Source organism: Streptomyces sp. NPDC006655, from assembly GCF_040703965.1.
GTDB lineage: Bacteria > Actinomycetota > Actinomycetes > Streptomycetales > Streptomycetaceae > Streptomyces.
In genome coordinates this window covers 65936-84886 of sequence record NZ_JBEYJU010000005.1, presented here as the reverse complement: position 1 = coordinate 84886, position 18951 = coordinate 65936, and the positions used below count along the sequence as shown (strand labels likewise).

The following is an 18951-nucleotide window of genomic DNA, read 5'->3' as shown; positions in this document are numbered from 1 at the left end:
ACGCCACAGAAGTCCAGCATTCCGCCGGGAAATCAGACAGCTGACGGCGAACACGCACTCCGAGGCATTACCAAAAGGGTAGACCCGGATTCGCTGTTGCCGAAATTGGTTGCCCGCAGGGTCGAGCCAGAAGGATCACATCGGGAAGCTGTTGACCTCTTCCGGAGGTCAAGCTACAACACAACACCCCACGTCAGAGCACCTGTCCGGCAGCCTCAGCCACCACCTGCCGGATCGCCTGGAACCCAGCCCAACGGCCACTCCCCGTCGCACGGCCGGGCGCAACATAGCCGACGATCGCCGGTTACCCAAACCGGCGAATGAGAGTTACCAATTGGAGCTATGGCAGCACGATCCCTGGAAATCGGTCCGGCCGGAATACGGACCGCCCGCACCATCGAAATCCTCCGCACCGAACGAGGTCTCGCCCAGCGCGAGCTCGCCGCCCGCGTCACCGCCCTCGGCCGCCCGATGTCCAACACGATGCTTTCCCGCATCGAACGCGCCCACCGGCGCTGCGACATCGACGACCTCGTCGCCCTCGCCCAGGCCCTCCGCGTCTCGCCCCTCCTGCTGCTTCGAGGACCGAGCCTCCCCTGAGAAACGCCACGCAGCACCGGCGACCGAGCGCCTCCCACCGAGTAAGGACTCATCCCTCTTGTCCCACCCCGCGATAACCCCTGCCCTCGCACGCCTTCCCCGCCGAACGGACGGCGAAGGCGCTCTGCTTCGTCTCTACCGCCCAGAGGAGATCGCCGAGACGCTCGGCTGCTCGACCTGGTGGGTCAAGGACCGCGCGCGCCGCCGCCTGGTACCACACACCCGAGTCGGCCGCGCGTACCGCTTCACCGCAGAGCACCTCGCCGAGATCATCCGCATCAACGAGGAGCCGGCAGCCCAGAACGCCAACCGCGTCTGGTCACCGGACAAGCCGTTCGAAGCGCCCATGGCGCCGACGCAACAGAGTCGCCGGCCGCAGCCCGCCACCTCCTCCGCCCCACGTCTGCGGGCCCGACCGCCCCGCAGGTCCCATTACGGCACCGTCGCCTAGCAACACCCACAACGCAGCAGGTAGGAGGGCATACGAGGCGTGGGTTTCGGTGAGAAGCGCGGCAGTTACTGGCGCGGCAGGTACAAGGTCAGCGAGGGGAAATACGGCACCGTCGTCGATCCGACGGGTGCGGTGGTCAAGTTCGCCACCAAGCGCGAGGCGAAGCAGGCCGCGGACGAGGAAGAGGCCAAGGTCCGGCGGGGCACTTGGCGCGACCCGGCGGCCGGACTGGAGACCTTCGGCGAGTACGCCAGTCGCTGGTACGCCGCCCAGGATCTGGCCGCATCCACCATGCAGAACTACCGGCGCCACATCGAGGAGCACCTGCTCCCCGAGTTCGAGGACAAGGCCCTCGCCGGCATCCTCCGCTCGGACGTGGACACCTGGGAGAAGCGGGAGAAGGCCGTCTACGCGTCCTCCAGCGTCAAGACGTGGCGCTCGACACTCCACCTCATCCTGGAAGACGCCGTGGACGAGGGCCTCATCGCGTCCAACCCAGCCGCGAAACGCCGAGGGCGCGGCAAACGCGCCGGCCGCTCCCGCGACCGCGGACCCGAAAAGGTCATCACCGACCCGCTCGGCCTGCTGCTCATCGCCGAGCGCGCGGCCCTGCTGTCCGGCCGCGACGACGAGTTCGTCGCCGTGATCCTCAAGGGCTACACAGGCATGCGGTGGGGCGAAATAGTCGGCCTGGAGACAGAGTTCGCCCGGCCCGGCGCCATCCGCGTGGAGCACCAGCTGTACGAGCTGGACTCGGGCGAACTGATCCGCTGCCCGCCCAAGGACGACAGCTACCGCACCATCGACGCGATGGACTGGCTGTCCGCCCTGGTCTCCGACCACATCGCCCGTACCAAGCCGACCCTGTGCCCCTGCCACGGCAAGCGGTATGTCTTCCGTGGCCAGGGCACGGCCCGTACGGGTGGGCACCAGGGAGCCAAGCTGGTGGACGTCGCCCGCCGAGCAGGCGTGTCCACCGGCACGGTATCCAACGTGCTCAACCACCCTGACCGCGTCCGGGAGGAGACCCGCATCCGAGTAGAACTCGCCATCGCCGAGCTGAACTTCGTACGCGGCGGCATCCCGACCGCGAATGCCGCCCACTGGCGCCGCAACGGCTTCGCCACGTGGCTGTTCACGCCGGCCACGTCCGGCTGGTACCCGAAGAAGGCACCCCAGGAGACCCGCCCTGTGCCGCTGCTCGGCGACCCGTGGCCCGGCATCCCCGTCCGCGGCCGCAACGCGGCGGACCGCGCCGACTCCTGCTGGCTCCCCATCGCCACGGGCCTCACCCCCCACGGCCTACGGCACTCCCACCGCACCCACATGGAGGACCTCGGCACGGAGAAGGTCCTGATGGACGAGCGCATGGGCCACATCGACGGCTCGGTCTCGGCACGCTACGCCCACGTGACCCCGGGCATGCGCCGGCGCCTGATGGCCGGCCTGACCGAGCAGTGGGAGGCGTCGCTGGATGCTCGCCGGAGGCTGCATCCACGGTCGTCGGTCGTCGTCCTGGAGCGGCTCCTGGGGGCGCGTGACTTCGGAACGGTGGCATGAGGGGCGTGATCCACACCGGCGAGGGGCGCCCTTTCCCTATTCGAGCGGTGCACCGGAGAATGAAGTACGGTCGGCTCGTGTCCGTATGGGGCGGAAAGGAGGAACGCGGTGTCATATGAGCCCAAGCTCGCCGCGGCCCTTTCCGGTGCCACGCTGCGGCAGCTCTCCCACTGGCGCCGCGCTTCCGGCACGAAGGGTGCGCTCCTCGTGCCTGAGGTCTCCGACGCCCGTCCGATCCTCTACTCCTTCCGTGACGTCGTAGCCCTGCGGGCTTGCGTGAAGCTCCGCAAGGAGACGTCATTGCAGAAGATCCGCAGGGCTGTGGACGCGCTTCGAGAAGACCTGGGAGAACGCGAACACCTGTCTTCCTATGTGCTTGTCGCGGGACCCGACACGATTTACCTCGCGGAGCCCGAGCAGGCAGTCGACCTGATCCGGGGCGGCAACGTGGTCATCCACCAGTTGGTGGATGTACTCGCGCCCTTCTACAAGGACGGCCGCCACATCCCCGACCTGCTCAAGCCGCGCGACCACGTCGCCGTCGACTCCGCCGTGCGTGGCGGTGAGCCGGTCATCGAAGGGACACGGATCCCGGCGGCAGAGGTGGCGGCCCTGGTGAGGGACGGTGTTCCCCCGGACCGGGTCGGCGACTTCTACCCGGGGGTCAGCGCTGCGGCCGCACGCGATGCGGTCGACTTCAGCGACTACGTGGACAGCTACGTCGACGGCTCCCCGCAGGTTGCCGCTTGAAGCTGCTGCTCGACGAGAACGTCCCCAGACCCATGGCGGAGATCGTGCGCATCCTGCTGGCCGCGCACGACGTGATGCACGTCCACGAACTGGACGGCTGGGCCGGCACGAAGGACATCGAGCTGTATGCGAAGGCCAAGGCGGAGGGTTTCCAGGCGATCATCACCAATGACGCCAAGCAACTGAATCGTCCTTTGGAGGTCGAGGCGATCGCGCGGTCGGGACTCCACCGCATCCAGTACCGCACGAACAACAAGCACGGCGGCCTGGTCGGCCTCGGCACCGCCATCGCCACCGTGTGCGCAGCTCTTCCGCACGCCATCGCCGAGCTTGAAGCGGCAGACGGACAGCATCTGGTCTCTCTGACGGCCGTGGACCCCTCGCGCCACAACCGTCTCCAGATCACCGACCCGAAAGCGTCCCCGCCGAAGCACTGGCCCACCCTCTGATCTATCCACCAGCCAGTCGACGCCTTTCCGCGTTCTTCAAGGGAGCGGAATTCGGCCAAAGCTCGCCAGCGACCAGCTGCTTGAGCACATTGTCGCGTTTGTGATCTGGTGCTGTCCCAGCTGCGCCATGAGGATTGCCCGCCGTACCGAGGAACCGGGGGGCGGTCAATGGGGTTCGGGTGGGGGGCGCGTGTCCGGGAGCGGGACGCTGAGCAGCTGGTCGACGGACCCGAGGTGCCCGTTCAGGCCGGCCCTTCGGTCGCTGAGGAGTCCCATCACGGTCAGGTGGATCCGACCTCGTCGGAAGTGACCCAGCTGCTGTGCCAGGCCGTGTACGCGCGCCCTGATCGCGTGAGGGCGGTCAAGTCGTGGTGGCGCAAGGTCCGGGGCAAGGGCGGCAAGGCGGACAAGCCACGGCGCAGTACACGGCGGCGTATCTACCTGGAGGGTAGTGATGACTGTCCTCCGTTGGGGGAGCCGATGGCACGGTGGGTGATGGATCACGTCCTGCACGGGCCGCCGTTGTCTGTCCCGTCGTACGGGTTCGACCTCGTGCCGGTGGTGGCGCACAGTCTCCGCGCGCGAAGGCGGTGGAGGTTACGGTGGCTGGGCGTGCTGCTCGTGGCCGCGGCTCTGGCGTACCTGACACCACGGGCCGCCGTGGTGTGGGGTGGTGCCGTCGTGGTCGCTCTGTTGATGCGGTGGGCCGCGCTGAGGGCGGCGCGGAAGGTGAAGAAGTCACGGTTGGCTCCCTCTCCCCGGTCCGCGTACTTCGCGCTGTGCGTGCCGTGGGTGCTTGCGGTTGTCCCTTATAAGCCGACCGGAAGTGAAGTGGTGGGCCTGCGGCTCGGACTGCTCCTGCTGCCCTTCGCGTTCCTGACGGCCACGGCGCTGGTGCATGCGGGAGACCGGTTGGCGGCCCGGGCGGCCCTCGCGACAATCACACGTGCGGGAGTGTCGTCCGATCGGTTGCCGTGGGCGGCTCCGAAAGCCGCGCGTCGGATGACCCGGCTGGGCAGCGAGCAGACGTGGCTGGAACTGCCGTACGACTATCCGGAGCGCTTCGTCGGCGCCGGGCGCGATGTCTGGGGCGCCGCCGACATCGGCATTCCACTCGTGCCCAAGGATCCGGAGGAGTCGGTCAGACGGTTCGGGGAATGGGAGCTCCTACGGAGGATGGGCGCGGCCCTGAGGGAACTGGGACGAGGAGCGCGTGAGATCACCGACCCGTTGCCAGGTCTGACCGTGGCGGAGGTGCAGGGGCTGCCTGCTCCGTTGTGGCTGCAGCGCACCCGCGTGGCGAAGCTGGAGCTGCCGAATCTGCGTGGCAGGGGGCGCCGGTCGCCGTCGAGCGTGCCGGACCGGCTGTATCTGCGTGCCCAGTGTGTCAGTTGGGACGGTCAGGTCGTGGTGAGCGTCTTCGTGCACGCCGCGCTGGAGGCGGGAGAACTGCGCCTCACCGTCCGACCGCACGTGATGACACCCCTGTACAACGAACTACGGGTGACTGCCACTCCGGTCGCCAAACGGGGACTCCGCCTGCTCGGCTGGATTGCCACACAGGCGCTCCTGGACGCTGCGTCAGGGCCGCTGGCGGTCTGGCGAACCGTGACCCGGCTCGGGCGGGGAGAGCAGGGTGAGAGCGACCGCGAAGAGGAGAAGGATCCGGTCAGCCTGCGCGACCGGTACTCCACCGAGGAAGTCACCGACATGCACCAGAGCGACGACGCCAAACGGCACGTCGTGCTGATGCAGACGTGCATTTTCCGGACCGTCTCCGAGTACCTGGAGGAACTGGGTGTCGACACGGCGCCGTACGAGCGTCAGGTCGCGGCGGTCATCACCAACATCCAGGTGTACGGCGACAACAACGCCCCCATCCAGAACGTCGCGGGCAGCGATATCCGCGATGTCGGTCAGAACAACGGATCCCAGGGAGGCAAACGATGATCACGGGACGCGGCCGCCGCGAAGACGAGCGCCCGGCACACGACTCGGGCATCCACATCGGAGGCAACAACAACGCCCCGAACCAGAACGTCGTGGGGCAGAACATTTCCCACGTGTACCAGTCCGCTTCCGTCCAGGGAGCCGTCGACATTGAGACCGTACGCGGGCTCCTCGCGTCCTTCCGCGCGGAAGTCGACCGCAACGAAGGAAACCTGGACCATGCTGTGGCGTTGCGTGCGATGGCCGACACGGTCGATGCCTCTCTAGCCACGCCCAATCCCCAAGCCCGGGCCGGCGCGCTCCGAGGAGTCGCACAGGCCCTGCCCGCGCTGGTCGCGGGAACCATGGTCGAGCAAGGTGGCGAAGCACTCGTCCACGCCATCGCTGGCTGGCTGAGTTGAAGCCCAGCGACCCCGCACGTCCCAGCGATGCGGGGTGAGCCGTTGCGGCTGCCGCCCGGCGCGTGCGCCGATACAGTGCGGAGACCGGCGGGGAGACGGCGATCGTGTACGAGCGGCATTCACCGGGAGAACGGCGCTCACTGCCCTTTGAGATCATCACGGTGTGATGCATGGAAGTGACGCCTGAGCTCCTGGGGTCGGGGCAGCATGATCACGGCTCCGGCATCTTTATTTCGGCTCAGTCCATCGGGCAGGTGAATTGCTCGCCGTCTCCGGTCGAGGTACATCCGCCTGATACTTCGTTCGCGGGAGCCGAAGCGGGCACGGATACGCATGTGACCGGTGTTCGGGAGCCCACCGCGGACGAAGATGGCGAACCCGGCCCGCTCGGGTCGCTGATGGGGTACGCCTTCGCCGTACTCACGCTCTTCGGGATGGTGTTCGGTGGTGTAGTGAACACGTTCGCCGCGCGCACTCCGACGGCGGAACGCGTCCTGTCGATCCCCGTGGCGGTCGGCTCGGCCCTCGTCGGGCTGATTTCCCTGGCGTTCGTGTTTGCCGCGCTTGCCGAAGTGTGTGCTGCCGGAGCCGCCAACGCGGCCCGTTCGACAGTCGGACGAGGAGAGGTAGGCCGGGCCGCCGCGGCTCGGCTCAATCTGCACCACGCCCGGCTGCTGGCCCGGACAGCAGACAAGAGTGCTGTGCTCGCGGGCTGTGTGGCCGCGCTCATCGGATTCCTGGCGGTCGGCGGAAGAGCGGCGGACCGCGCTCAGGAAGCGCGGGAACAGGCGGCAACGGAAGTCGAGAAGGCCGAAGTGGCGTTGAAGGGAACGGCGCCTTCCTGGACCACGCCGGGCGCAGTGGCGGGGTGCGGCCTCGGGTTCGCGAAAGCGCAGGCTGGAGCGACCTGAGTTGCCGCGGTGCCCACCGCACCAGTGGGCACCCCCTGGGAGAAGCCGACCAAGATCTTCTCCCAGATTTCTCCCAAACGATCTCCGGGAACCAGTCAGGGGCCTGACCCACTAAGTGGATCAGGCCCCTGACCTGGTATTACGGCGTCGGGGTGGCGGGATTTGAACCCACGACCTCTTCGTCCCGAACGAAGCGCGCTGCCAAGCTGCGCTACACCCCGATGTCGCTGCTGTGGTGCTTGTCGCGGCGACGTCGTTTACTTTAGCCCACTGCTGGCCGGAGACGAAATCCGATTCAGGGGCGGCGGCCGACGGGGTTCGGGCGGGTGTGGTCCAGGGCGACCAGGAGGATTGCCAGGGCGTAGCAGGAGAGGCCCAGGAGGAGGGCGTTGGCGAGGGTGCTGCGGTAGCCGTGCTGCTCGGCGTCCAGGAACGGGTAGAGGTAGCGGCCCGGGGTGCCGGGGAGCAGCAGGCCGGCCCGGACGAGGGTGTACGTCAGGTAGGCCAGGGGGTAGAGCATCCACCCCGCCGTCTGGCGGAGGTGGAGGCGGCCGGGCGGTGTGAGGACTAGCCAGTCCACGAGGGCCGCCACCGGGGCCGCCGTGTAGAGGAGCTGCAGGGCCAGCCACTGGCCGTGCCAGGCCACCGGAGGGTGGGTCGCGCCCGTCATCGAGAACGGGGGCGTCGTGTGGCCCAGGAGCAGGTGGTAGACCAGGGACGAGATCAGCACGTAGAGGAGAGCCGCCCCCGTCAGGGACGAGGGCAGTGGACGGGCCGCCTGCCAGGCGCGGCGGGCCGAGGAGAGGCTGACCAGGGTCAGGAGCAGCGCCGCCTGGACGCCGAAGTAGCTCAGGATCCGGTCCGGGCTGCCCAGCAGCAGCTCCAGGGCCACGCTCGCCAACGCCAGCACGGCGGTCAGCAGGCGGAACACCGCGGTCACGGGGCGGGGGAGGGGCGCCACCACCGCCGTCGCCGGAACGTGCGCGGGCATCAGTACGGGCGTGCTCGGGACCGCGGGGAGGTCCGGGATGTCCCTGGGGATCGGGGGTATCGGAGCCGTCATGCCCTCAACGGTGGAGGAGAGGGCTCACCCGGGCATTTTGGTGTACTCCGGGTGGGTTAGCCGGTCGACGGCTCCGGTCACGACGGCTCCGGTCACCACGGCTCCGGTCACCACGGCTCCGGTCACCACGGCTCCGGTCACGAAGACCCCGGTCACGAAGACCCCGGTCACTCCCGCCCCACCAGCGTCAGCAGCGTCGCCTCCGGAGGGCACGCGAAGCGCACCGGCGTGTAGCGGTTCGTGCCGCAGCCCGCCGAGACGTGCAGGTAGGAGGTGCGGCCCTCCGCGGTGTGCCGGGACAGGCCCTTCACCCGGTCCGTGTCCAGGTCGCAGTTGGTGACCAGCGCGCCGTAGAAGGGCACGCAGAGCTGGCCGCCGTGGGTGTGGCCGGCCAGCACCAGGGGATAGTTGTCCGCCGTGAACGCGTCGAGGACGCGGAGGTACGGGGCGTGTACGACGCCCATCGAGAAGTCCGCCGTACCGGACGGGCCGCCCGCCACCTGGACGTAGCGGTCGCGCTTGATGTGCGGGTCGTCCAGGCCGGTCAGCTCGACCGAGACCCCCTCGACCTTCAGGACGCCCCGGGTGTTCGTCAGGTTCAGCCAGCCCGCGCCGTCGAAGGCGTCCCGCAGGTCCTCCCACGGGTTGTGGATCACGCCGACGGCCGGCGGGTTGCCGTTCAGGCCGTGCCTGCCGCTCGCCTTCTCCAGCAGGTAGCGGGCGGGGTTGCGGGGGCGCGGGCCGTAGTAGTCGTTGGAGCCGAAGACGTACGCGCCCGGGAACTCCATCAGGGGGCCGAGCGCGTCCAGCACCTCCGGGACGCCCTCCGGGTCGGACAGGTTGTCGCCCGTGTTGATCACGAAGTCCGGGCGCAGGCCCGCCAGCGACTGCAGCCAGCGCTGCTTCTTGCGCTGGCCGCTCACCATGTGGATGTCGGAGACCTGGAGCACCCGCAGCGGACGCACCCCCGGCGGGAGGACCGGGACCGTGACCCGGCGCAGCCGGAACGAACGGACCTCGAAGCCGGCCGCGTACAACACACCTGCGGCGCCGAACGCCGCGATTCCCAGGGGTACTCCGTATCGAGCGCGCATATGGCCATCGTGTCAGACGGAACCAGGGCCCCGAGACCGGCGGGTACCGAAATGGGCGGGCGCTGCGCGTGCGGCACCTGCGACAATCACATCCATGACCACCACGCTCAAGTCGAAGCTGCACGACGACCTCAACGCCGCGATCAAGGGGCGCGACGAGCTCCGCTCGGCCACCCTCCGGATGACGCTCTCCGCGATCACCAACGAGGAGGTCGCCGGCAAGCAGAAGCGCGAGCTCTCCGACGACGAGGTGCTCAAGGTGATCGCCAAGGAGGCGAAGAAGCGCCGGGAGGCGGCCGAGGCCTTCGCTCAGGGTGGTCGTGCCGAGAGCGCCGAGCGGGAGAAGGCGGAGGGCGCGGTCCTCGCCGAGTACCTGCCGAAGCAGCTCAGCGACGAGGAGCTGGACGGGATCGTCGCCGAGGCCGTCGAGGAGGCGAAGGCGGCGGGTGCCGAGGGGCCGCGGGCCATGGGCGCCGTGATGAAGATCGTGAACCCGAAGGTGGCCGGTCTGGCCGAGGGCGGCCGCGTCGCCGCCTCGGTGAAGAAGCACCTCCAGGGCTGACCCCGGGCCCCCGGGCCCCGGCACCCGCGCCCCCCGGGACCCGGGAGTTCCCCGCGGTACGGCGTCGTGGAAGAGACCGTCGTACCGCGGGAAGCCGGTCAGCCTCGGCGGCCGCCGTTCCCGTTCCCGTTGCCGCCGTTCCCGTTGCCCTGGAAGAAGCCGTCGGGGAAGGAGAAGGTCGGGTTCGGGGTGGTGCCGCCGTTGGGGCTGCCGTTGGTGCCGCCGCCGTCGGTCGTGCCGCCGTCCGTCTGGCCGCCGAAGAGGCCGCCGATCAGACCACCGGTGTCACCGTTGGTGCCGTCCCCGGTGCCGGTGTTGTCGCCTTTTCCCTTATCACCCTCGTCCGGGATGTCCACGAGGTTGAAGGACTCGTCCGCCTTGCCCTCCAGGGCGCCCGTCATGGCGTCCTTCCAGATCGGCCCCGGTGTGTCGGCGCCGAAGACCTCGGGGTGGTAGACGCCGCCGATGGTGATGTTGGTCATCTCGACGTTCTGCTTGGCGCTGCCGACCCACACCGCGCCCGCGAGGTTCGGCGTGTAGCCGACGAACCAGGCGTTCTTGCGGGAGTCCGTCGTACCCGTCTTGCCCGCGCTCTCGCGGTCGTCGAGGCCGGCCTGCTGACCGGTACCCGAGTCGACCACGCCGCGCAGCAGGGTGTTGATGGTGTCGGCGGTCTTCTCGCTCATCGCGCGTGAGCAGGTCGACTTGGGCACGGCCAGCGACTTCTGCTCGTTGCCGATCTTCTGGGTGATCGACTGGATGGCGACCGGCGTGCAGTACATGCCGCGGTCCGCGAAGGTGGCGTACGCGCTCGCCATGGTCAGCGGCGACAGGCCGATCGCGCCGAGGGCGATGGACGGGGTCTGCGGGAGCTTCGAGCCGTCGCCCTGGTGGACGTGGAGCGCGTCGGTCATCTTGACCACCGGGCACAGGCCGATGTCGGAGATCAGCTGGACGAAGTAGGTGTTGATGGACTTCGCCATCGCCTTCTTCATCTGGTACGGCCCGACCTCGGACTCGTTCTCGTTCTCGACCTGCTCGCCGTCCGTGTTGACCCACTGCTTGCCGTCGCACTGCTGCACGGGGCTCGGGTAGTTCATCTTGTACGGCGACGAGTACTCCTGCGTCGCCGGCTTGCCGCCCTCGATGGCGGCCGCCGCCACGAACGGCTTGAACGTCGAACCCGTCGGGAAGCCGTAGTTGGAGCCGCCGTAGTCCCGGTCGACCGAGAAGTTGTACTCGGTCTCGTTCTTGTTGTAGCCGTACGGCTTCGACTGGCCCATCGCCAGGATCTTGCCGCTGCCGGGCTCCACGAGGGTGGCGGCGGCCGCGACCGAGTCGGACTTGTAGACGTGGTCCTTGATCGAGGCCTGCACCGAGTCCTGGGCCTGCGGGTCCAGGGTGGTGCGGATGGTCAGACCGCCCTGGTTCCAGAGCTTGGCGCGCGCCTCACGGGTCTTGCCGAAGGTCGGGTCGGTGAGGAAGACGTTCTCGACGTACTTGCAGAAGAACCCCGCGCCCTTGGAAGCGGTGATGCAGCCGTTCTTGGGCTGGGTGACGTGCAGGCCGAGCGGCGCCTCCTTGGCCTTGTCGGCCTCCGCCTGGGAGATGTCGCCGAGCTGGGCCATGCGCTCCAGGACGACGTTGCGGCGCTTGGTGGCCTCGGCCTCGTCGTTGACCGGGTCGTAGCGGCTCGGCGACTGGACGATGCCCGCCAGCAGGGCCGACTGCTCCAGGGACAGGTCCTTGGCGTGCTTGGAGAAGTAGCGCTGGGAGGCGGCCTCCACGCCGTAGGCCTGCTCGCCGAAGAAGGTGATGTTCAGGTAGTTCTCGAGGATCTTCTTCTTGCCCAGCTTCTCCTCCAGCTGGATCGCGTACTTCAGTTCCTTGACCTTGCGGCCGAGGGTCTGCTGGGTGGCCTCGGCGACCTTGGTCGGGTCGTCGCCGGCCTCCTCGATGAAGTAGTTCTTCACCAGCTGCTGGGTGAGCGTGGACGCGCCCTGGGCGACCCCGCCGCTCTGCGCGTTCTTGTTCAGCGCGCGCAGCACGCCCTTCAGGTCGATGGCGCCGTGCTGGTAGTAGCGCGAGTCCTCGATCGCGACGATCGCCTTCTGCAGGTAGGGCGAGATGTCCTTGAGGTCCACCACCGTGCGGTCACGGGAGTAGACCTGGGCGATCTGGTTGCCCTTGCTGTCCAGGATCCTGGTCCGCTGGCTCAGCTGAGGGCTCTTCAGGTTGGCCGGGATGTCGTCGAAGCCCTGGACCGAGCCCTTGGCCGCCAGGCCCAGGGCCCCGGCCGCGGGCAGTGCGATGCCCGCCATCACGGCTCCCGCGAGCACACTGACACCGAGGAACTTGGCGGCCTGCTGCGTGGTCGACAGACCACCGCCCGAGCGCTTCTTTGGCATGGGGGCAGCCTAATCCGTAGCGATGTGCGTTCCGGGTGAGCGGGCGGCTCTCGGGATGTTCGAGTGCCGGATCGTGACATACGGGACCAGGTCCCCCGCACGGGGCGTGGCTCGGCGCACGGCACGACGACATGGGCGGTCGACCTTGCCATTCGCCGGACACGCGGACAGGCCTTGGCCTAAGCTGCTCTCAACTGTCACAGCTGCGCGGCCACCTATCAATACGTCCGGCGACCCCGAATCGTTCCGGAAGCAGCCCACTTTTTTCGGGTGATGTGTTGATGGCGTGTCCGAATCCGCCTCGTGTGTCACCCGGCGTCCGTTGTGGCGCACCAGGGCTGTCCCGCTATGCCGGGATGATCACGCATGTCGTCAGCTCACTCCCGCGGGTGATCTGCCGCTTACCCATAGTCCGTTCGGGCCATTCAAGATTGGGCCCGAAGGGGGTGTTGCGCTGTGCCCGCCTTCCGTAACGTCCTCAACTGGCGGCGGTGAATATGCCGCTGCCGCCGTGGGGGAGCCTCGATTCGGGAGAGGACGGCGCCGGTATGGGCTGGGTAACCGACTGGAGTGCGCAGGCCGCCTGCCGCACTACCGATCCGGATGAACTGTTCGTTCAGGGAGCAGCGCAGAACAGGGCCAAGGCGGTGTGCACCGGATGTCCGGTACGCACCGAATGCCTGGCCGACGCGTTGGACAACCGCGTCGAGTTCGGCGTGTGGGGAGGCATGACGGAACGGGAGCGCCGCGCACTGCTGCGCAGGCGACCCACCGTGACCTCCTGGCGCAGGCTCCTGGAGACGGCGCGTTCGGAGTACGAGCGGGGGACCGGGATCGTCCCCCTCGACAGCGACGAGGTGTACGAGAACTACATGGCCGTGAGCTAGGCCGGACGGGTCCCCGGCAGCTCCGCCCGGCCGGCCGCGAGCCGGTCGCCGATGTCCCGCAGTCCCGCGAGGTCGTGCACGTCGCCGGGCAGCGCGGCCACTTCCACCATGGCCACCTCGGGGTGGCGCGCGGTGAAGCGGTCACGCGTGCGCTGCTCGCGGGAGAGCAGCTGCATGCGCTCGGCGTGCAGCCTCAACAGGCCTGCCGTGAGCTGGTCGACGGTGCGGTCCGGGCTTTCTGACGAGGGGGATTCGTCAGTCAGGTCCACAGCCATGTCCTCGGGCCCTGACGAGGGGGATTCGTCGGGCCGGGACTCGGACGGCGCGGGCGCGGGTGATTCAGAACTGCCGTACGTGTCGGGAGAGTTACGAAGTCCAGCTTTCCCGCCCCCCTGATCCACAATGCGGGGGTCTTCAAGATTTTCCGCGGCGGCGAGCGCACGCTCGGCGGACAGCCGGTCGGCGCCGCTGCCGTGCACGCGGTTGAGGACCAGACCGACCAACGGCATGTCCTCCGCGGCCAGCCGCTCCACGAAGTACGCGGCCTCGCGCAGCGCGTCCCGCTCCGGGGCCGCCACCACCAGGAACGCCGTACCGGGCGCCTGGAGCAGCTTGTACGTCGCGTCCGCGCGCGTACGGAACCCGCCGAACGTCGTGTCCATCGCGGCGACGAACGTCTGCACGTCCTTCAGCAACTGACCGCCCAGCAGCTTGCCGAGCGTGCCGGTCATCATCGACATGCCGACGTTCAGGAAGGCCATGCCCGCGCGGCCGCCCAGCTTGGCCGGGGCCGTCAGCAACCGGATCAGCCGTCCGTCCAGGAAGGAACCGAGGCGTTTCGGCGCGTCGAGGAAGTCCAGCGCCGAGCGGGACGGCGGGGTGTCCACGACGATCAGGTCCCACTCGTCCCGGGCCCGCAGCTGGCCCAGCTTCTCCATCGCCATGTACTCCTGCGTGCCCGCGAAGCCCGCCGACAGGGACTGGTAGAAGGGGTTGGCCAGGATGGCGGCCGCCCGCTCGGCGTCCGCGTGCGCCTCCACGACCTCGTCGAAGGTGCGCTTCATGTCCAGCATCATGGCGTGCAGTTCGCCGCCCGTCCCGGCGCCGCGGTCCTCGGTGCCCTTCACCCGCCGCGGCACGTTGTCCAGCGAGTCGATGCCCATGGACTGCGCCAGCCGCCTGGCCGGGTCGATGGTCAGCACGACCACCTTGCGACCCCGCTCGGCCGCCCGCAGCCCGAGCGCCGCCGCGGTGGTCGTCTTGCCGACCCCGCCCGAGCCGCAGCACACCACGATCCGGGTCTTCGGGTCGTCGAGCAGCGCGTCGACGTCCAGCACGGGCGCGTGAGCCAGCCGGCGCGTGCCGTCCTGGGCCGCATCCTGGGCCGGCTCCCGCGCCGCACCCTGTGCCGGCTCCTGGGCCGGGTCCGGATCCGGAGTCATGACATCCCCTGTTCCCGCAGCTCGGTGGCGAGTTCGTACAGGCCCGCCAGGTCCATCCCCTCGGCGAGCAGTGGCAGTTCGTGCCGGGGCAGCTCCAGCTCGGCCAGCACCGCGCGCTGCTCGTGCTCCAGCGCGTACCGCTCGGCGTACTCGGCGGCCTGCGCCAGCAGCGGGTCCACCAGCTGCTCGGCCTTGCCGCCGCGCCGCGCCCCGCCGAGCCCGGCGGCCGACAGCGCCTGCGCCACCGCGGTGCGCGGCACGCTCCCCACGAGTTCCAGGTCGGTGCCGTCCAACACCTCGGGCCGGACCATGTTCACGATGACCCGGCCCACCGGCAGCCGCGCGGAGCGCAGTTCGGCGATGCCGTCGGCGGTCTCCTGGACCGGCATCTCCTCAAGGAGTGTGACCAGGTGCACAGCCGTCTCCTTGGACTTCAGCACCCGCATCACGGCCTGCGCCTGGTTGTGTATCGGGCCGATCTTGGCGAGCCCGGCCACCTCGTCGTTCACGTTCAGGAAGCGGGTGATGCGGCCGGTCGGGGGCGCGTCCATCACCACGTAGTCGTAGACGAACCGTCCCGCCTTGTCCTTGCGGCGGACCGCCTCGCACGCCTTGCCGGTGAGCAGGACGTCCCGCAGACCGGGCGCGACGGTGGTGGCGAAGTCGATCGCGCCCAGCTTCTTCAGGGCGCGCCCCGCCCCGCCGAGCTTGTAGAACATCTGGAGGTAGTCCAGAAGGGCCAGTTCGGGATCGATGGCCAGCGCGTAGACCTCACCGCCTCCCGGCGCGACGGCGATCTTCCGCTCCTCATAAGGCAACGCCTCCGTCTCGAAGAGCTGGGCGATGCCCTGCCGGCCCTCGACCTCCACGAGAAGCGTCCGCTTCCCCTCGGTCGCGAGGGCCAGCGCGAGTGCGGCGGCGACCGTCGTCTTTCCGGTCCCGCCCTTGCCGCTGACGACCTGGAGCCTGCTCACGTCTTCGAGCCTAACCAGTCGGCCGGACACTCACGCGGGAGGCTGTGGATAACGCTGCTCACGGTCCTACGTCTGCCCCGTGCCCGCCAGCGGATAAAGTCGGCCGCATGACCAAGTGGGAATACGCAACCGTGCCGCTGCTCGTCCACGCCACGAAGCAGATCCTGGACACCTGGGGCGAGGACGGCTGGGAGCTCGTCCAGGTCGTGCCCGGGCCCAACAACCCCGAACAGCTCGTGGCCTACCTGAAGCGGGAGAAGCCGTGATGAGCGCCGTCGAGGCCAGGCTGGCCGAACTCGGTCTCTCGCTGCCGGCGGTCGTCCCGCCGCTCGCCGCCTACCAGCCGGCCGTGCAGTCGGGCGTGTACGTCTACACCTCCGGCCAGCTGCCGATGGTCGACGGCAAGCTCCCGGTCACCGGCAAGGTCGGCGCCGAGGTCACCGCGGACGAGGCCAAGGAGCTGGCCCGCACCTGCGCGCTGAACGCCCTGGCCGCCGTGCAGTCCGTCGTCGGTGACCTGGACCGGATCGCGCGCGTCGTGAAGGTCGTCGGCTTCGTCGCCTCCGCCGCCGACTTCACCGGGCAGCCGGGCGTGATCAACGGCGCCAGCGAACTGCTCGGCGAGGTCCTCGGTGACAAGGGCGTGCACGCGCGCAGCGCGGTGGGCGTCGCGGTGCTGCCGCTGGACGCGCCGGTCGAGGTCGAGGTGCAGGTCGAGCTGGTGCCGTGAGCGGTGCGCCGTGAGCGGTGCGCCATGAGCGCGCGGTGAGTCGTGACGAGGACGCCACAGGCCACCTCTCGAACATTCGCGCACCACGGGATAGCCTCCGGTAATGGCCGATGGACAGTGGTATCCCCCGGAGTGGCCGGAACGCATCCGCGCCCACACGGAGGGCACCCTCGTGCCGGTCCCGCCGAAGCGCGCGGCGACCGTGCTGCTCCTGAAGGACACCCCGGACGGCATGGTCGTCCACATGCTGCGCAGACGCGCCTCCATGGCTTTCGCCGGAGGCGCGTACGCGTATCCGGGCGGCGGTGTCGACCCGCGCGACGACGACCACCAGGTCCGCTGGGCGGGGCCCACGCGCGCGTGGTGGGCCGAGCGGCTCGGGACCGACGAGGCGGGCGCCCAGGCGATCGTCTGCGCGGCCGTGCGGGAGACCTACGAGGAGGCGGGCGTCCTGCTCGCGGGCCCGACCGGCGACCAGGTGGTCGGGGACACCACGGGGGACGACTGGGAGGCCGACCGCGCCGCCCTGGTCGCCCGTGAGCTGTCCTTCGCCGAGTTCCTGGACCGGCGGGGCCTGGTCCTGCGGTCCGACCTGCTGGGCGCCTGGACCCGCTGGATCACCCCGGAGTTCGAGACCCGCCGCTACGACACCTGGTTCTTCGTCGCCGCGCTCCCCTCGGGCCAGCGCACCCGCAACGCCTCCACGGAGGCCGACCGCACCGTCTGGATCAGCCCCGCCCGGGCCGCCGCCGGCTACGACCGGGGTGACCTGCTGATGATGCCGCCCACCATCGCGACGCTGCGCCAGCTCACGCCGTACGCCACCGCCGCGCAGGCGCTCGCGGCGGCGCCCGCGCGGGACATGACCCCGGTGCTGGCGCGCGCCCGCCTGGAGGACGGCGTGATCGTCCTGACCTGGCCGGGCCACGACGAGTTCACCAAGCACATAGCGACCGCCCCCGCGACGGGACCCGGCGCGGGTTCCGTCGCCGGACCCATGGCCGGAGGCCCCGCATGACGAACGCAGCGGCCCTGCCCGGCCAGCCCCGCGACACGGTCCGTTCGGGGCCGGCCACCGCGCGGTCCGTCAACGTGCTGGCACCCAACGCCTCCGCGATGACCCTGGACGGCACCAACACCTGGATCGTCGCCGAGCCCGACTCCGACCTGGCCGTGGTGATCGACCCGGGCCCCCTGGACGACGACCACCTGCGCGCGGTCGTCGACACGGCGGAGAAGGCCGGCAAGCGCGTCGCGCTCACCCTGCTCACCCACGGCCACCCGGACCACGCCGAGGGCGCCGGACGCTTCGCGGAACTGACCGGCACGCGCGTGCGTGCCCTCGACCCGGCGCTGCGCCTCGGTGACGAGGGCCTCGCCGCGGGTGACGTGATCACGACCGGCGGACTGGAACTCCGGGTCGTACCCACCCCCGGTCATACCGCCGACTCCCTGAGCTTCCACCTCCCGGCCGACCGCGCCGTCCTGACCGGCGACACGATTCTCGGCCGCGGTACGACGGTCGTGGCGCACCCCGACGGCCGCCTCGGCGACTACCTGGACTCGCTGCGACGGCTGCGCTCGCTGACGGTCGACGACGGCGTGCACACGGTCCTGCCGGGCCACGGCCCGGTCCTGGAGGACGCCCAGGGAGCCGTCGAGTTCTACCTGGCGCACCGCGCCCACCGGCTCGCCCAGGTGGAGACGGCCGTCGAGAACGGCCACCGGCAGCCGGCCGCGGTCGTCGCCCACGTCTACGCCGACGTGGACCGCTCCCTGTGGCCGGCGGCGGAACTGTCCGTACGGGCCCAGATGGACTATCTGAGCGAGCACGGGCTGATCTAGTGCGGTGACCGGCGGTCCGGCGGTCAGGCCCAGCCGGGCGGCCGCGGCGTCTTCACGCCGTGCACGCGCGCGTACTCGTCGGCGAGCCAGGGGCCGAGGTCGTCGACGTACGACCGCAGGACGGCCGGGTCGCCGACCGGCTCGTACCCCGACCGCGCCGCCCGGCGGAGCTGTTCGGCGCGTTCCGGGTAGTAGCCGGCGAACGCCTCGGCCATCTCGTGCAGATCGCTGGTCCAGCCGTTCCAGCGGGGCATGACGAGGGTGAAGCCCGTGCGGACCAGATGCCGTGACATGAAGCGCACCAGGGGCCGCAGGGCCTGCTCGGTGCCCTCGGCGGCCGCGATCCGCTCCCGCCAGCGCGGCAGGAACCGGGCCAGGTCGCCGTTGGTCTCGCGGGCGAGCAGGGAGTCGGGGAGGTACCGGGGCAGGAACTCGGCCAGGTCCTCCCCGAGCAGCGGGGTGCACTGGCAGGCCACGAACCAGCCGATGTCGTACCGCTCCAGTTCGCTGAGCACCCGCGCGCGTGAATAGAGCAGGGTGCCGGCCCCGTCGATCTCGGGGAACTCCACGTCCAGGGCCTCGCCCAGGGCGCGGGCCGCAGCCCGGTCGGCGTCGGTCGGCTCCGCGTGCAGGACGGCCACCAGATCCAGGTCGCTGCGGCCCACGCGCGCGGTGCCGCGCGGGACCGAGCCGTAGAGGTACGCGCTGTGCAGGTGCGCCCCGAAGACGTTCAGCAAGCGGTCACGGGCCGCGGCGACGACGGGACGGAAGACGTGCGGCACGCGCGCGTGCGAGCCCTCGCGAGCGATGAAGCCCAGGGAGTCGAGTCCACGGGCGGGGACAGCCGGTTCAGTCATCGGGCAACGTGCCAGGT

21 protein-coding genes and 1 tRNA gene are annotated in these 18951 nt (G+C 69.7%); 14 read left to right on the top strand and 8 right to left on the bottom strand.

The window, feature by feature from the left end; genetic code table 11:
- Positions 1–342 precede the first annotated feature (342 nt).
- From AB0958_RS04330 to AB0958_RS04295, 8 genes are all read left to right on the top strand, one after another.
- The gene (locus tag AB0958_RS04330) at positions 343–600 is read left to right on the top strand and encodes a helix-turn-helix transcriptional regulator (protein ID WP_366888770.1); all 258 of its coding nucleotides are present in this window, start codon (positions 343–345) and stop codon (positions 598–600) included.
- A gap of 124 nt (positions 601–724) precedes the next feature.
- The gene (locus tag AB0958_RS04325) at positions 725–1051 is read left to right on the top strand and encodes a helix-turn-helix domain-containing protein (RefSeq protein ID WP_366888871.1); all 327 of its coding nucleotides are present in this window, start codon (positions 725–727) and stop codon (positions 1049–1051) included.
- A 39-nt stretch (positions 1052–1090) separates the two neighbouring features.
- Positions 1091–2611, top strand: a complete 1521-nt coding sequence (locus AB0958_RS04320) for a LacI family DNA-binding transcriptional regulator (protein WP_366888769.1) — start codon at positions 1091–1093, stop codon at positions 2609–2611.
- A gap of 108 nt (positions 2612–2719) precedes the next feature.
- The gene (locus AB0958_RS04315) at positions 2720–3361 is read left to right on the top strand and encodes a DUF433 domain-containing protein (RefSeq protein ID WP_366888768.1); all 642 of its coding nucleotides are present in this window, start codon (positions 2720–2722) and stop codon (positions 3359–3361) included.
- Positions 3358–3810 (top strand): DUF5615 family PIN-like protein, encoded by a 453-nt coding sequence (locus AB0958_RS04310; protein ID WP_366888767.1) that lies wholly within the window; start codon positions 3358–3360, stop codon positions 3808–3810. The genes AB0958_RS04315 and AB0958_RS04310 overlap by 4 nt, the downstream gene beginning before the upstream one ends.
- A 285-nt stretch (positions 3811–4095) precedes the next feature.
- A complete protein-coding gene (locus AB0958_RS04305; RefSeq protein WP_366888766.1) occupies positions 4096–5760 on the top strand; it encodes a hypothetical protein in 1665 nt (554 codons plus the stop codon).
- Positions 5757–6161 (top strand): hypothetical protein, encoded by a 405-nt coding sequence (locus AB0958_RS04300; protein ID WP_366888765.1) that lies wholly within the window; start codon positions 5757–5759, stop codon positions 6159–6161. The genes AB0958_RS04305 and AB0958_RS04300 overlap by 4 nt, the downstream gene beginning before the upstream one ends.
- 170 nt (positions 6162–6331) lie before the next feature.
- Entirely contained in the window at positions 6332–7072 is a 741-nt protein-coding gene (locus AB0958_RS04295; protein ID WP_366888764.1) for a hypothetical protein, read from the top strand.
- 147 nt (positions 7073–7219) lie between these two features.
- Here the strand turns inward: AB0958_RS04295 and AB0958_RS04290 are convergent.
- From AB0958_RS04290 to AB0958_RS04275, 4 genes are all read right to left on the bottom strand, one after another.
- Positions 7220–7293 (bottom strand) — tRNA-Pro (locus AB0958_RS04290).
- A gap of 74 nt (positions 7294–7367) precedes the next feature.
- On the bottom strand, positions 7368–8135 hold the full coding sequence (locus AB0958_RS04285) for a Pr6Pr family membrane protein (protein ID WP_366888763.1): 768 nt from the start codon (positions 8133–8135) through the stop codon (positions 7368–7370).
- 24 nt (positions 8136–8159) lie between these two features.
- Complete coding sequence (locus AB0958_RS04280) at positions 8160–8306, bottom strand: hypothetical protein (RefSeq protein WP_366888762.1); 147 nt, start codon at positions 8304–8306, stop codon at positions 8160–8162.
- The gene (locus tag AB0958_RS04275; RefSeq protein ID WP_358978831.1) at positions 8303–9229 is read right to left on the bottom strand and encodes a metallophosphoesterase; all 927 of its coding nucleotides are present in this window, start codon (positions 9227–9229) and stop codon (positions 8303–8305) included. The genes AB0958_RS04280 and AB0958_RS04275 overlap by 4 nt, the downstream gene beginning before the upstream one ends.
- 94 nt (positions 9230–9323) lie before the next feature.
- On the opposite strand from AB0958_RS04275, the gene AB0958_RS04270 reads away from it, so the two are divergent.
- Positions 9324–9791 carry a GatB/YqeY domain-containing protein gene (locus AB0958_RS04270; protein ID WP_360563017.1) on the top strand — a complete coding sequence of 156 codons (468 nt, stop codon included), beginning with the start codon at positions 9324–9326 and terminating at the stop codon, positions 9789–9791.
- A gap of 98 nt (positions 9792–9889) precedes the next feature.
- Here the strand turns inward: AB0958_RS04270 and AB0958_RS04265 are convergent, their stop codons facing one another.
- Positions 9890–12199, bottom strand: coding sequence for a transglycosylase domain-containing protein (locus AB0958_RS04265; protein ID WP_366888761.1), 2310 nt, complete (start codon positions 12197–12199; stop codon positions 9890–9892).
- Between the two features lie 548 nt (positions 12200–12747).
- Between AB0958_RS04265 and wblA the strand changes: the two genes are divergently transcribed.
- Entirely contained in the window at positions 12748–13086 is a 339-nt protein-coding gene (gene wblA / locus AB0958_RS04260; RefSeq protein ID WP_207921750.1) for a transcriptional regulator WblA, read from the top strand.
- Here wblA and AB0958_RS04255 read toward each other — a convergent pair.
- Together AB0958_RS04255 and AB0958_RS04250 are read right to left on the bottom strand one after the other, a co-directional pair.
- Positions 13083–14528 carry an ArsA family ATPase gene (locus tag AB0958_RS04255; protein WP_366888760.1) on the bottom strand — a complete coding sequence of 482 codons (1446 nt, stop codon included), beginning with the start codon at positions 14526–14528 and terminating at the stop codon, positions 13083–13085. The genes wblA and AB0958_RS04255 overlap by 4 nt on opposite strands.
- Entirely contained in the window at positions 14525–15502 is a 978-nt protein-coding gene (locus tag AB0958_RS04250) for an ArsA-related P-loop ATPase (protein ID WP_366888759.1), read from the bottom strand. Before AB0958_RS04250 ends, AB0958_RS04255 begins: the two co-directional genes overlap by 4 nt.
- Positions 15503–15609: 107 nt before the next feature.
- On the opposite strand from AB0958_RS04250, the gene AB0958_RS04245 reads away from it, so the two are divergent.
- The 4 genes from AB0958_RS04245 to AB0958_RS04230 all read left to right on the top strand — a co-directional run bounded on the left by AB0958_RS04245 (position 15610) and on the right by AB0958_RS04230 (position 18077).
- Positions 15610–15768 (top strand): DUF4177 domain-containing protein, encoded by a 159-nt coding sequence (locus AB0958_RS04245; protein WP_019992579.1) that lies wholly within the window; start codon positions 15610–15612, stop codon positions 15766–15768.
- Positions 15768–16232 (top strand): RidA family protein, encoded by a 465-nt coding sequence (locus AB0958_RS04240; protein ID WP_366888758.1) that lies wholly within the window; start codon positions 15768–15770, stop codon positions 16230–16232. The genes AB0958_RS04245 and AB0958_RS04240 overlap by 1 nt, the downstream gene beginning before the upstream one ends.
- Before the next feature lie 103 nt (positions 16233–16335).
- Positions 16336–17250: an NUDIX hydrolase gene (locus tag AB0958_RS04235; RefSeq protein ID WP_366888757.1), complete on the top strand. Its 915-nt coding sequence runs from the start codon at positions 16336–16338 to the stop codon at positions 17248–17250.
- Positions 17247–18077 carry an MBL fold metallo-hydrolase gene (locus tag AB0958_RS04230; RefSeq protein WP_366888756.1) on the top strand — a complete coding sequence of 277 codons (831 nt, stop codon included), beginning with the start codon at positions 17247–17249 and terminating at the stop codon, positions 18075–18077. Before AB0958_RS04235 ends, AB0958_RS04230 begins: the two co-directional genes overlap by 4 nt.
- A 23-nt stretch (positions 18078–18100) precedes the next feature.
- Here the strand turns inward: AB0958_RS04230 and AB0958_RS04225 are convergent, their stop codons facing one another.
- Positions 18101–18934 carry a nucleotidyltransferase domain-containing protein gene (locus tag AB0958_RS04225; RefSeq protein WP_366888755.1) on the bottom strand — a complete coding sequence of 278 codons (834 nt, stop codon included), beginning with the start codon at positions 18932–18934 and terminating at the stop codon, positions 18101–18103.
- Positions 18935–18951 lie beyond the last annotated feature (17 nt).

Bases quoted from the DNA above. Each gene is read 5' to 3' on its own strand.
- AB0958_RS04300 (WP_366888765.1), top strand. From the start codon at position 5,757: ATGATCACGGGACGCGGCCGCCGCGAAGACGAGCGCCCGGCACACGAC.
- AB0958_RS04330 (WP_366888770.1), top strand. From the start codon at position 343: ATGGCAGCACGATCCCTGGAAATCGGTCCGGCCGGAATACGGACCGCC.
- AB0958_RS04295 (WP_366888764.1), top strand. From the start codon at position 6,332: ATGGAAGTGACGCCTGAGCTCCTGGGGTCGGGGCAGCATGATCACGGC.
- AB0958_RS04275 (WP_358978831.1), bottom strand. From the start codon at position 9,229: ATGCGCGCTCGATACGGAGTACCCCTGGGAATCGCGGCGTTCGGCGCC.
- AB0958_RS04240 (WP_366888758.1), top strand. From the start codon at position 15,768: ATGAGCGCCGTCGAGGCCAGGCTGGCCGAACTCGGTCTCTCGCTGCCG.
- AB0958_RS04285 (WP_366888763.1), bottom strand. From the start codon at position 8,135: ATGACGGCTCCGATACCCCCGATCCCCAGGGACATCCCGGACCTCCCC.
- AB0958_RS04255 (WP_366888760.1), bottom strand. From the start codon at position 14,528: ATGACTCCGGATCCGGACCCGGCCCAGGAGCCGGCACAGGGTGCGGCG.
- AB0958_RS04225 (WP_366888755.1), bottom strand. From the start codon at position 18,934: ATGACTGAACCGGCTGTCCCCGCCCGTGGACTCGACTCCCTGGGCTTC.
- AB0958_RS04270 (WP_360563017.1), top strand. From the start codon at position 9,324: ATGACCACCACGCTCAAGTCGAAGCTGCACGACGACCTCAACGCCGCG.
- AB0958_RS04265 (WP_366888761.1), bottom strand. From the start codon at position 12,199: ATGCCAAAGAAGCGCTCGGGCGGTGGTCTGTCGACCACGCAGCAGGCC.
- wblA (WP_207921750.1), top strand. From the start codon at position 12,748: ATGGGCTGGGTAACCGACTGGAGTGCGCAGGCCGCCTGCCGCACTACC.
- AB0958_RS04245 (WP_019992579.1), top strand. From the start codon at position 15,610: ATGACCAAGTGGGAATACGCAACCGTGCCGCTGCTCGTCCACGCCACG.
- AB0958_RS04235 (WP_366888757.1), top strand. From the start codon at position 16,336: ATGGCCGATGGACAGTGGTATCCCCCGGAGTGGCCGGAACGCATCCGC.
- AB0958_RS04230 (WP_366888756.1), top strand. From the start codon at position 17,247: ATGACGAACGCAGCGGCCCTGCCCGGCCAGCCCCGCGACACGGTCCGT.